At 67.9% G+C, this 12313-nt stretch carries 11 protein-coding genes and 1 pseudogene; 5 read left to right on the forward strand and 7 right to left on the reverse strand.

Features of this window, described 5'->3' with window-relative positions; translation table 11 throughout:
• Nucleotides 1-60 precede the first annotated feature (60 nt).
• Nucleotides 61-1140 (reverse strand): annotated as a pseudogene (locus tag FZ938_RS31080) (IS3 family transposase); the annotation flags it as partial.
• 66 nt (nt 1141-1206) lie between these two features.
• Entirely contained in the window at nt 1207-2751 is a 1545-nt protein-coding gene (locus FZ938_RS17950; protein WP_149199825.1) for an FAD/NAD(P)-binding protein, read from the reverse strand.
• A gap of 750 nt (nt 2752-3501) precedes the next feature.
• Here FZ938_RS17950 and FZ938_RS17955 point away from each other — a divergent pair.
• The 5 genes from FZ938_RS17955 to FZ938_RS17975 are packed head-to-tail and all read left to right on the forward strand — an operon-like array spanning nt 3502 to nt 8187.
• Nucleotides 3502-4584: an ABC transporter substrate-binding protein gene (locus tag FZ938_RS17955; protein ID WP_149199826.1), complete on the forward strand. Its 1083-nt coding sequence runs from the start codon at nt 3502-3504 to the stop codon at nt 4582-4584.
• Between the two features lie 28 nt (nt 4585-4612).
• A complete protein-coding gene (locus FZ938_RS17960; RefSeq protein WP_149199827.1) occupies nt 4613-5494 on the forward strand; it encodes an ABC transporter permease in 882 nt (293 codons plus the stop codon).
• Complete coding sequence (locus tag FZ938_RS17965; RefSeq protein ID WP_149199828.1) at nt 5491-6300, forward strand: ABC transporter permease; 810 nt, start codon at nt 5491-5493, stop codon at nt 6298-6300. The genes FZ938_RS17960 and FZ938_RS17965 overlap by 4 nt, the downstream gene beginning before the upstream one ends.
• Before the next feature lie 22 nt (nt 6301-6322).
• Nucleotides 6323-7186: an ABC transporter ATP-binding protein gene (locus tag FZ938_RS17970; RefSeq protein ID WP_149199829.1), complete on the forward strand. Its 864-nt coding sequence runs from the start codon at nt 6323-6325 to the stop codon at nt 7184-7186.
• 59 nt (nt 7187-7245) lie between these two features.
• Complete coding sequence (locus FZ938_RS17975; protein WP_149199830.1) at nt 7246-8187, forward strand: TauD/TfdA dioxygenase family protein; 942 nt, start codon at nt 7246-7248, stop codon at nt 8185-8187.
• 179 nt (nt 8188-8366) lie between these two features.
• Here FZ938_RS17975 and FZ938_RS17980 read toward each other — a convergent pair whose 3' ends face one another.
• From FZ938_RS17980 to FZ938_RS18000, 5 genes are read right to left on the reverse strand one after another with little or no spacing between them, the layout of a single operon-like run.
• On the reverse strand, nt 8367-8951 hold the full coding sequence (locus FZ938_RS17980; protein WP_149199831.1) for a hemerythrin domain-containing protein: 585 nt from the start codon (nt 8949-8951) through the stop codon (nt 8367-8369).
• Nucleotides 8952-8968: 17 nt separating this feature from the next.
• Nucleotides 8969-9676 (reverse strand): ABC transporter ATP-binding protein, encoded by a 708-nt coding sequence (locus tag FZ938_RS17985; protein WP_149199832.1) that lies wholly within the window; start codon nt 9674-9676, stop codon nt 8969-8971.
• Entirely contained in the window at nt 9669-10421 is a 753-nt protein-coding gene (locus FZ938_RS17990; RefSeq protein ID WP_149199833.1) for an ABC transporter ATP-binding protein, read from the reverse strand. Before FZ938_RS17990 ends, FZ938_RS17985 begins: the two co-directional genes overlap by 8 nt.
• On the reverse strand, nt 10421-11416 hold the full coding sequence (locus FZ938_RS17995; RefSeq protein WP_149199834.1) for a branched-chain amino acid ABC transporter permease: 996 nt from the start codon (nt 11414-11416) through the stop codon (nt 10421-10423). The genes FZ938_RS17990 and FZ938_RS17995 overlap by 1 nt, the downstream gene beginning before the upstream one ends.
• An 11-nt stretch (nt 11417-11427) precedes the next feature.
• Complete coding sequence (locus FZ938_RS18000; RefSeq protein WP_149199835.1) at nt 11428-12285, reverse strand: branched-chain amino acid ABC transporter permease; 858 nt, start codon at nt 12283-12285, stop codon at nt 11428-11430.
• Between the last annotated feature and the right edge of the window lie 28 nt (nt 12286-12313).

The raw sequence follows: 12313 nt of genomic DNA on the forward strand, positions 1-12313 counted from the left end.
AGGGCGGATTTGGGAAAATCAAAAGGTTAGAGTCTGTCCGACGCTTCAATAAGCATCGGACACCTCCCTGCGGGCCTGGTCGCGGGTTTCGAACCGAGTACGATGGACCAACTCGACCTTGAGAGTGTGGAGGAAGCTCTCCATGGGAGCATTGTCGTAGCAGCAGCCCCTGCGCGACATGGACTGCCGCATCCCGGCCGCCTGCAACATGTCCCGGTAGTCCCGGGAGGCATACTGACTGCCGCGATCGGAATGCTGGATGAGACCTACAGGCGGCCGTTGGCGCTGGATGGCCATGACCTGGGCCGAGGTGGCGAGTTCGGCGCGCATATGGTCGCGCATCGCCCAGCCAACGATCTTCCGGGTCGCCAAGTCGAGGACAGCCGCCAGATACAGCCAGCCTTCAGCTGTGGGCAAACAGGTGATGTCGGCAAGCCAGACCCGGTTGGGCTCGGCCACCTGAAAGGCCTGGCCCAGCAGATCGGGAGCGACTGGCAGGCCATGGCGGCTGTCGGTCGTGACGGGCCGGAACCGGCGTGCGGCGGCACCCCGGATGCCGTGCCGGCGCATCAGACGCGCCACCCGGCCCCGGCTGGCGGCGACGCCCTCCGCGCGGAGGGCTGCATGCACGCGCGGGCTGCCATAGCGACCATGGTGATGATCATGAACGCGTCGAACCTCGACCAGAAGCTGTCGGTTGGCAGCGGCCCGCTGGCTTTCCGGCCGCCCACGCCACGCGTAGTAACCGCTGGCGGACACCCCCGAGCACCGAGCACATGAGCCGGGTCGGGAACTCGTCCCGATGATCCTCGATGAAGCGGAATCTCATCTCGGTGGTTCCGAGAAGAAGCTGATGGCCATTTTTAAAATGTCGCGTTCCTGCCGGACGCGCTCCAACTCGCGTCGCAGCCTCGCGATCTCTGCCGTCTGCTCGTCCGGCTTGGCCGTGCCGGATACGGCGGGGGCACCGGACTGTGAGCGCGGCGGGTGGCCTTGGGCTACCCGCCGCCGGTTCCGCATCACCGAGGCCTGCAGGCCCAACTCCCGCGCCACATGCTCCAGTGGCCGCCCGCTCCCTTCCAGCAGGGCAACGGCCTCACGCTTGAACTCGTCCGTGAAGGATCGCCTCGCCTTCGGCATCAGACACCTTCCCGCTCCACGCGGAGCTTAGCTGTGGTGTCCACCCAACCGGGGCAAGATCAGTTATTACATTCGCCGCGGCTCCGGAAACTCCAGCGTCGGCATGTCCGGCAGCGCCGCCTGTCCGGGCATCACCCCTCCGGCCGTCCCGTCCAGGATGCGGCGGGCCGCTTCGGCGCATTGGCTGCGCAGTTCCGGCACCGCGGTCATTTCCCAGAAGGGGGCCTTGGCGACCGGGCCGAAAGCCAGCAGTCTAGGGGAGGGCGTGCCGTCGGCGGCGATGACCGCACCGCTTTCCGTCACGTCCAGCCCCAGCCGCAATGGGTCCGGCCGGGCGAGCCCGCGGTCCAGCAGCGAACGCACCAGCGGATGGCGGATGCGGGTATAGTCGCAGTTGGTGCCGGTGGCGTTGATCAGCGCGCCCACATTCAGCAGACGCTCCGCCGTGCCACCGCGCTCGGCAATGCGCAGTTCCAATCCGTCGGCGGTGAGCGCCGCGTCCTTCAGGCGGCCTTGCAGGATGCTCAATTGGCCTTCAGCACGGGCGGCGGCGATGCGGTCCGCCACCTGCGGCGCCATGCGGTGGCGGTGGACCTCCCAGAAGGGCCGGGCATGGCGCAGGAAGCGGCGGCGCTCCTCCATCGGCAGATGGGCCCAGATGCGGTGATGGTGCGGCCGCAGCGCGTCGAAGGCCGATCGCCAGTCGTAGCCCGCCTCGACCGCCCGCCGCGCATCGGCCTTCAAGGCGATCAGCACATCCAGCACCGTGCTCGGCAGCACGTCCGGATGCAGGAAGGTGGTGTAGGGCCGCGTCTCCTCATGGTGCAGCGGCAGCAGACCGCGGCGCGACACCGCGGTGATCGGCCCGCGATGCCCCTGGTCGAGCAGCGACAGCACCGTGTCCACCATGGTCAGGCCGGTGCCGAGGATGGCGACGGCGGCATCTCGGTCGATCCCGCCGATGGCGGCGGCATCCCAGGGGTCGCCGACGAAGCGGTCGGAGGCGAAAGCCTCGTCGGCGGTCGCGGACGCCAGAGAGGGTGGAGAGGGTGGGAAATTGCCGATACAGAGTGCGACGGCATCGGCGCTGATCCCCCGGCCGTCGCCGAGCCGCACATGCACCGACGGCCGGCCGCCGGCCGGGCTTTCGGTGCGGACGTCCAGCGCTTCGCCGCGGATCAGATTCAGCCGCGCATGGGCGGGTGCCTCGGCCTGCGCTTCGGCCAGCACGTCCTGGATATAGGCGCCGTACAACGCGCGGGATACGAAGGCATGGCCGCTGGGCGGCATCGGCTGATCCGGCGTCGGCCCCTCGGCCCGGCTCCACAGCCAGCGCAGAAAATGGCGCGGATCGTCGGGATAGGCGCTCATGTTGTATGCGCGGACGTTCAGGACATGCGTGCCATTGGGGGTGGAATAGGCGACGCCGGTGCCCGGCCGGTGTCCGTATTCGATCAGATGGACCACCAGCGGCGCCTGGGCGCCGCGCAGCAGATGGGCCGCCAGCAGGCTGCCGGTGAATCCGGCGCCGACAATGGCGATCTGGCCGGGCTGGTTGAAGGAGCTTGGCGGGGTGCCGCCGGTGGGGTGGAAGTGAGGCGTTGCAGGCATCGGTGTCCGTCCTTCCGTGAGTCATTCCGGAAAAAGGCCGGCCGTTGGCGTCTGTTCCCCAGAGTTCGGCCCGTCAGCCTCCGCTCTATGGGTCCCGTTCGGTAAGGGGATTCGCGTCGGCCGTGTGTCTGCTCGGTCCGCTTCATTCTCTCCTGCATATCACAGGGCCCGGACGCGCACCATCGGCCGAACGGCAAACACCATTACCAAAGTAGAATTCATTTTATTTCCACACAGAAGTTTTTTTGTGCATTGACTCATATCCCACTCATCGAGTAGAGAATTGGGGCGAACCCGCTACCGGAGCCGCCGCGGCAATTTGAATCAGCAGCTTGCGCCGCGTCACCAAACGCTAAAGCGCCACGATCCCGGTCGTGGAATCGTCGAAGGAGTGACCGGACATGTCCTTGGTCGCATTTCCAGTTTCCATCCCGTCTTCCGTCGTTCCGACCTCACCGACGCTCTGTTGTCGCTGCCGCCGTGCATGAGGCTTCAAGCCTGAAGGCATGCGTCCGCCCCCTCGCGGCGGAAAACCGCACCTGACTTCGGGCGCCTGAAACCCTATGCGTGGTGCCCCGTGCCTGATGCCGGGCGCAGCCGATCCTTGTCCATCCGGTCCCCGGATGTGCTGCCGCCATCTGTGGCCTCGCCATTCCCCGGCCCGTCGCCCCGTCCTGGAGGCCATGACGGCGTGCGCGACTCTCCGCGCCGCACCGGGAGACCTGCACCGATTTTAAAGGTGGTCAGTCCATGAAACCATTCGCAAAACGGATCTCCCGCGCGCTCCTGGCAGCGGCCGCCGTCCTGGCGGTCGCCGGAAGCGCCGTCGCCGAGCCGGTCACCATCCGCTTCGGCTTCGCCCAGGTCGGAGTGGGCAACCGCCAGTTCGGCAGCGGCAACACCGCGGCAATCCTGCATTCCAGGGATATCCTGGCCGAAGAGTTCAGGAACGATCCCGACGTCAAACTCGACTGGTCCTTCTTCAAGGGCGCCGGCCCCGCAGTGAACGAGGCGATCGCCAACGGCCAGCTCGACTTCGCCCTGCAGGGCGACCTGCCGTCGCTGGTCGGCCGTTCCAACGGGCTGAAGACCAGGATCCTGGCGGCCAGCGGCCTGCGCTCGAACCTCTATCTGGCGGTAACGCCGAAATCGGGCATCCAGTCGATCGCCGATCTGAAAGGCCGCAAGGTGGCGCAGTTCCGCGGCACCAACCTGCAATTGGCGACCGACAAGCTGCTGGCCGCCCACGGCCTGACCGAACGCGACATCAAATTCATCAACATGGACTTCGCCACTGCCACGGCGGCGCTCGCCACCGGCGACATCGACGCGGCGTTCGGGCAGGCCGACTATCTGGCGCTCGACGGCCAAGGCGTCGCCAGGGTCGTCTACAGCACCCGCGGCGACGATCCGGCCTTCACCCGCCATTCGCACCTGTTGGTGACGGAGGCGTTCGAGAAGGCCCATCCCGACGTCACCTATCGCGTGGTGAAGGCGCTGGTGAAGGCCGCGGCGTGGGCTTCGGACGAGGCCAACCGCGAGGCGGTCTTCGAGGAATGGGCCAAGTCGGGCATTCCGGCCGAGACCTTCCGCGCCGATTTCGACGGGCAGGCGCTGGGCTACCGCAACAGCCCGCTGATCGACGATTTCCTCGTCGCTGCCTACCAAGATCAGGCGGAGCGGGCCAAGGGGTACCGGCTGGTGCGCGGCGACGTGCGGATCGACGGCTGGTTCGAGCCCGCCTATGTCGACCGCGCCGTGGCCGAACTGGGGCTGGCCGGCACCTGGAAACGCTACGACGCCAACGGGCATCAGCAGACGGCGGCGAAGTGACGCCCCGCCGATCGAAGGAGTTCGCCGCATGACGAACCTCGAACTGAGCCGTGCCGCCCATGAATCCGCTCTGATCGCCGGCAACGGGCGGCTGGATTTTCCGGTAGAGACCGACCCGAAGCCGATCGGTGCCTTGCTGCGTCCCGCGTTGCGCCCGGCGTTGTGCGTCGTGGAAGCGCTTGCCTTCCCGCTGGCCCTGTTCGGGCTGTGGACGCTGTCGTCACGGCTGGGCTGGCTGCCGGTCCAGATCCTGCCGACGCCGGAACAGGTGGCCGCCACCCTGGCCGATCTCGCCGGCAGTGGCGACCTGTGGTTCCACACCAGCATCAGCCTGCTGCGCGTGGTGCAGGGTTTCGCGCTCGGCGGCACGGCGGGGCTTCTGCTGGGCATCGCCATGGGGCTGTCGCCCCGGGTCCGCCGGACCGTCGAACCACTCTTCACCGCACTGGCCCAGGTGCCGCCGCTCGGCTGGATTCCCGTGCTGATGCTGCTGGTCGGCATCGACGAGGGGTTGAAGCTGCTGATCATCGCCAAGGCGGCGCTCGTCCCGGTGGCGCTGAACACCCAGAAGGGCATCCGCAACGTTCCCGACAGCCTGCGCGAGGTCGGGGCGGTCCTGGCCTTCGGCCGATGGGCGACGCTGACGCGCATCGTCCTGCCGGCGGCGGTGCCGTCGGTCTTTACCGGCGTGCGCTACGGCTTGACCAGCGCGTGGCTGGCGCTGGTGGCGGTGGAGCTGCTCGCCTCGTCGGAGGGGCTGGGATACCTGATGGTGTGGGGCCGCCAGCTGTTCCAGCTGGACATGGTGATCGCCGCGATGCTGGTGGTCGGGCTGGTCGGCTTCGCGCTGGACTGGACGCTCTCGCGGGTGGAACGCCGCCTGCAACGGTGGGAGCTCGCCGGATCATGAGCACGCCCGACCTCGCAATCGCTCCGTCTTCCCGCCGCCTCCCAGCCCGTCTGTTTCATCCCCGTCGCCTTCAGGGTCTGGCCCCGGTACTGGCCCTGCTGGCGGGATGGGAGATTGCCAGCCGCAGCGGCCTGCTCGACCCGAAGCTTCTCCCCTCCCTGCTGACCGTCGCCGGGCGTGCCGGGCGGGAGTTGGCCGAGGGACGGCTCGCAGTCGACGTCGCGGCCAGCCTCGCCCGCGACATCGCCGGCTTCGGCATCGGCAGCCTCGCCGGAATCGTTGTCGGACTGGCACTCGGCCTGTCGCGAGCGGCCGGCAGGCTGATCGGTCCCAGCTTCAACGCCGTCAAGCAGATCGCGATCTTCGCCTGGATCCCGCTGATCTCGGTGTGGTTCGGGGTGGGAGAGGAGGCGAAGATCGCTTTCATCGCGCTCGCCGCCTTCACTCCCGTCGCCGTCAACACATGGGAGGGCGCCTGCGCCGCACCGTGCAAGCTGATGGAGGTCGCCCGGGTGCTGGAGTTCGGCCGCTGGCGCAGCCTGCGGCTGGTGATCCTGCCGGCGGCGCTGCCCGCCATCTTCGCCGGACTGCATCTGGGGCTGATCAACGCCTGGCTCGCCACGGTGGGGGCCGAATACTTCATGACCGTCGGCCCCGGCATCGGCGGGCTGATGACCGAGGGGCGCGAGCATTTCCACATGGACCTCGTCCTGCTCGGCGTCCTGCTGCTGGGGCTGATCGGCCTCGCCCTCAACACCCTCGCTGCCCGGCTGGAGGCACGCGCCCTGCGCTGGCGCCACCGCTGAGCCTGAAAGGAGAATTCCCACCATGGCCGACACCATCCATCCGATCCATCATCCCGCCCATCAGGCCGCGGCGCGCGGCGCGCTGGAGATCCGCGGGCTGACAAAGCGCTACCGCGTGTCGGGCACGCCCTTCACCGCCTTGCAGGACATCGGCCTGTCGGTGGCGCCGGGCGAGTTCGTCTCCATCGTCGGCGCGTCCGGCTGCGGCAAGTCGACCCTGCTGCGGCTGATCGTCGGGCTGGAGCGGCAGTTCGACGGCGAGATTCTGCTGGACGGTCGCCCGGTCGCCGGCCCCGGCCTGGACCGCGCCATCGTCTTCCAGGAGCACCGCCTGTTTCCCTGGCTGACGGCAGAGGAGAATGTGGCGCTCGGCCTGCTGAAATCGCACCATCCCGCGGCGGACAAGCGCAGGCTGGTGCGGGAGCATCTGGAACTGGTCGGGCTCGGCGCCTTCGCCAAGGCCTATCCGTCGCAGTTGTCCGGCGGCATGTCGCAGCGGGTCGCCATCGCCCGCGCCCTGGTCGCCCGCCCGCGCATCCTGCTGCTGGACGAACCCTTCGGCGCGCTGGACGCACTGACCCGCAGCCATCTGCAGGCCGAACTTCTGCGCATCGTCCGGGCCGAAGGCATCACCGCCATCCTCGTCACCCACGACGTGGAGGAGGCGCTCTATCTGGGCGACCGCGTGGTGGTGATGCACCCGCGCCCCGGCCGGATCGCCGGCATCATCCCGGCCGGTCGCCTGCCCCTGGCGGAGGACGGCGGCGCTCCCGGCCCCGGCTTCGGACATGACCGTGCCGACCCGGCCTTCATCCGCCTGCGCGAAGCCGTGCTGGCCGAACTCGGCGCCGGCCATGCCCAACCGCCCGCCCGGCGTGCCGCCTGACCCCGCTTCTTTCCATTCCCTTTCCAAATCCCATACCCAACGATAAGGACCTCCCGATCATGACGACCCTGACCGACGGCATCGATACCCGTTCCGATTCCACGCTGGCCGGCTTCGGCCTCGACATCCGCCCGATCGGCGGACGCATCGGGGCGGAAGTGCAAGGCTTCCGCCTGTCCGGCGACCTGCAGCCCGCCACCATCCGCGCCATCCGGCAGGCGCTGACCGCACACAAAGTCCTCTTCTTCCGCGGCCAGACCCATCTCGACGAAGTGGAACAGGAGGCCTTCGGCCGGCTGTTCGGCGATCTGGTTTCCCACCCGACGGTGCCGTCGCTGGCGGGAACGGAGCATGTGCTGGACGTCGACGGCAGCCGCGGCGAGCGCGCCAGTTCCTGGCATGCCGACGTCACCTTCGTACCGGATTATCCGTCGATCTCGATCCTGCGCAGCGTCGTGGCGCCCGAGCGCGGCGGCGACACCATGTGGGCCGACAACGTGTCCGCCTACGACGAGTTGCCGGAACCGCTGCGCGAGCTGGCGGAGAAGCTGTGGGTGGTGCATTCCAACGTCTACGACTATGTCGGCGACCGCCAGAACCGGTCGGAACAGGCGCTGCACCGCTACCAGACCGTCTTCACCTCCACCCGCTACGAGACGGAGCATCCGCTGGTCCATGTCCATGCCGAAAGCGGGGTGAAGGCCCTGATCCTCGGCCATTTCAGCCAGAAGATCGTCGGCCTGACCAGCACCGACTCCCGCCTGCTGCTCGACCTGTTCCAGAGCCATGCCACCCGCCCGGAGAATGTCGTGCGCTGGCGCTGGAGCCCGGGCGACGTGGCGATCTGGGACAACCGCACCACCCAGCACCGCGCCGTCGACGATTACGGCGACCAGCCCCGCGTCGTTCGCCGGGTGACGGTCGCCGGCGTTGCGCCGGTGGCGGTCGACGGGCGCCGCAGCTTCTCCCGCTCGATCGTTCGCGCCAGCGCCGCGGCCTGAGGCGGACAGGGGGCGAGGCGGGGCGGATTTTCCCATCCCGCACCGCCCCCGTATCATCGCGGTCGCCAATCCGGCGCCGATGCAGCACATGCGATGGGGCGTTCCCGTCGAGGCGCGCCTCGTCCCATGACCCGCTCCCGCCATGACGCGGCCGCTGGACGAAACCCAATGTCCCGATCTTACGTGTCGGAGCCTGCGGACGGCCCAAGGCCGTGGGGAGCGGGGACCATCGACACGATGCGGGTGAACAGCGAGCGGAACTCCCCGGTCGGGCCGGACCAGGGATCCTTGTTGGCTTCAAATGCGGCGTCGATGTTGGCCCATTCCCCCTCGCTCAACCCCTTGCGGGCCAGCGGCAGAAGCTCGCGCTCCTCCAGTGCGACATGGCTCCAGCTGTTGGCGATATAGGCGCGGGCCGTCGCCTCGAACGTCCGGAAGCCTTCCGGTCCCTCCTCCCGATAGCGGCGCAGCGTGTCGCGCAGTTCCGCGATGTGCCGGTTGCCCTCGGCATGGTCGTGCTGGAGCTTGTCGATCAATGCACCCGCCTGCGGGAGGCGCGCTCGCAGGGCCACGAACAGGACCTCGTCCTCCTTGGGGTGATGCAGCTTGTCGGGGACCTCGGTGATGTATTCGATCATCGCCTCCAGCAGGGTGAAGTCAGGCTTCAACCGGCCGTCGCGCACCTCGTCGAGGATGAAGCCGAACGCCTGGAGCACGGCGCCCAGCGCGCGGTGTTCGGCGTGGATGATGTCGATCGCTTTCATGACGGTCTTCCTGTCGATCAGTGCGCCACGACGCCGAGCCAGCCGTCCAGCAGCGCGCGGTCGTTGAGCAGGGTTTCGCTGTCGCCGCGATAGACGGCCTTGCCGCGTTCCAGCACAAGCGCCTGACGGGTCAGCGGCAGGATCTGACGGGCATGCTGCTCGACCAGGATGATCGCCATGCCGCTGTCTTCGGTCAGGCGCTGGATGATCGTCATCAATTCCTGCACGATCAGCGGCGCCAGCCCCTCCATCGGTTCGTCCAGCAGCAGAAGCCTGGGGTTCAGCATCAGCGCGCGGCCCATCGCCAGCATCTGTTGCTCGCCGCCCGACAACTGGTTGCCCATGTTGCCGCGGCGCTCCTTCAGGCGGGGGAACATCTCGTAGACCCGCTGCAGGGTCCAGGGGCCGCGTGTCGCCACCACGGTCAGGTTCTCCTCCACCGTCAGGGAGGGAAAGATGTCGCGTTCCTGCGGCACCCAGCCGAGCCCGGAATGGGCGCGGGCGTGGGCCGGCACCCGGGTCAGATCGCGGCCGGCGAAGCGGATCGCTCCGGATCGGTGCCGGGCCGCCCCCATCAGGGTGGAGAACAGCGTCGTCTTGCCCATGCCGTTGCGGCCGAGCAGGGATAGGCTGTCGCCTTCCCCCAGCGTCAGGGAGATGTCCTCCAGCACCACGGCGTCGCCATAGCCGGCCCAGACGTTCTCCAGCGTCAGAAGCTCAGGCACAGATCGCCTCCCCCAGATAGACTTCGCGGACCTTCGGATCGTTGGCGATCACCTCGGGCGTGCCGTGGGTCAGCAGCGCTCCGCCGACCAGGACCGAGATGCGGTCGGCGAAGCGGAACACGAGGTCCATGTCGTGCTCGATCAGCAGGATGGTCACGTCGCGCGGCAGCGCGGCGATGGACTCGAACAGCTCACGGCTTTCGGTGGTCGGCACGCCGGCCGCCGGCTCGTCCAGCAGCAGGACGCGCGGCTTCATCGCCAGCGCCAGCGCGATCTCAATCAGCCGCTGCTTGCCGTAGGCAAGGCTGCGGGTCTTCTCGTGGGCGACATCGAGCAGGCGCAGGCTGTCCAGCAATGCCACCGCCTCCTCCACCGCCTGGCCATGGGCGCCGACCGGCTTCCAGAAGCGGGCACCCAGCCCCAGCCGCTCATTGACCGCCATGGTCACCGATTCCAGCACGGTCAGGTCGGCGAACAGCCGGTTGATCTGGAAGGTCCGCGCCAGACCGCGCTTGACCCGCTGGTGCTGGCCCAGCCGTGTCACATCCTCGCCCTGAAGGATGACATGGCCGGCCGTCGGCTCAAGAAAGCCGGTGAGCAGGTTGATGAGCGTGGTCTTGCCGGCGCCGTTCGGGCCGATCAGCGCGTGGCGCGCGCCGGCCTCGACATTCAGGCTGACATTGTTGGTGGCGGTGAAGCCGCCGAAATTCTTGGCGAGATTGCGTGTCTGCAGAGCGTAATCCATCACCGTGCTCCCTTCCGGAGGCCGCCGGCCGCATGGCTCAGCCGCCGCAAGCCACCCATCACCCCGTCCCGCGCGAAGAGAACGACCACCACCAGAAGGGCGCCCAGCCAGAACTGCCAGTATTCGGGGTTCATGTCGGACAGCACATGGTGGGCCGACATGAAGACGATGGCCCCGATCACCGCGCCGTAGAGCGATCCCGACCCGCCGAGAACCAGGATCAGCATCAGCTCGGCCGACCGGTTGAAGGACAGGACGTCCAAGGCGACGAACTGCGTCGTCTGGGCCAGCAGCGCCCCGGCGATTCCGGCATAGGCGGCGCCGATCGTGTAGATGGCGGACAGCCGGGCATTGACCGGCGCCCCGATGGCCGGCATGCGCGCGACGTTCAGGCGGATGCCCTTCAGGCTCAGTCCGAACGGGCTGTGCACCAGCTTGCGCGCCGCCCAGAACAGCAAGAACAGGACGGCGACCGCGTACCAATAGGCGGTCTTGCCGTAGAGGTCGAAAGTGAACCGGCCGAGCAGCGGCGTCATCTCGATGCCTTGCAGCCCGTCGACCCCGCCGGTGAGGTCGGTCAGCTTGTTGGCGACCTCGTACAGCATCATCGCGATGCCCAGCGTCACCATCAGCCGGGTCAGGTCGGAACCGCGCAGCACCAGGAAGCTGGTGACGAAGCCGAGCGCGGCGCTCGCCAGTGCGGCCACCGCCAGACCGGCCAGCGGATCGCCGATGCCGTTGGCGGCCAGCAGCCCGGCCGCGTAGGCGCCAAACCCGAAGAAGGCGGCGTGGCCGAGCGAAACGATGCCGGCATAGCCGAGGATCAGGTCCAGCGACAGGCAGAACAGCGCGGTGATGGCGATCTGGGTCAGCAGGACCAGATTGTCGGGAAAGACCAGATAGGCGGCGACCGGCAGCAGCCAGAAGGCCAGTTCCGCCGGATGCCAGCGATCGGCGCGGCGGAGCGGGGTCAGATCGAAGGTTGCGAGACTCATGCTCTTGTCCTCTAGCGCGCCGCGCGGCGCCCGAACAACCCTTGCGGGCGAAAGATCAGCATCACCACCATGACGGCGTAGATGACGAAGGCGCCGATCTGCGGGACGTAGTATTTTCCGGCGACGTCGAGCACGCCGAGAATGAGCGAGGCGACCAGCGACCCGGTGATGTTGCCGCTGCCGCCGACGGCGACGACGATCAGGAAATAGACGATGTATTTGACCGGAAAGCCGGGATCGAGGCCCAGCATCTCGACGCCCAGCGCGCCGCCCAGCCCGGCCAGCGCCGTTCCCAGGGCGAAGGTCAGGGTGAAGACGCGCTCGACATTGATGCCGACGCCGCGCGCCGCCCGCGGGTTGTCGACCGATGCCCGCAGCTCCGCCCCGAACCGGGTGCCGCCGACCAGACGCTGCAGGCCAAAGGCGATCACCAGGCTGAGCAGGATGAGAAACAGGCGGTAGGCGCCCATGTCCAGTCCCGGCAGGCTGATCTGGCCGCGCAGGAAATCCGGCAGGGTCAGGGGTTGCTGCTGCGCACCGAAAAGGAACTGGGCCGCCGCGATCGACATGAAGACCAGACCGATCGAGAACAGCACCTGATCGAGATGGGTTGCCGTGTACAGCCGGCGGTACAACGTGCGTTCCAGCACCACCCCGACCAGGGCGGTCAGGCCGGCCGCCAGCGGCAGCGCGGCCAGGAACGGCACGCCGACGCGGTTCAGCAGCAGGACGCACAGATAGCCGCCGACCATGGCGAAGGCGCCATGTGCCAGATTGACGAAATTCATCAGCCCCAGCGTGACCGACAGACCGACGCTGATGAGAAACAGCAACATCCCCGAGGCGACACCGTCGAAGAGGACGGTCATGGCAAGCTCCTTTGTCGACGGTGCGAAA

Origin of the sequence: Azospirillum oryzae (assembly GCF_008364795.1) — a bacterium.
Lineage (GTDB): Bacteria > Pseudomonadota > Alphaproteobacteria > Azospirillales > Azospirillaceae > Azospirillum > Azospirillum oryzae.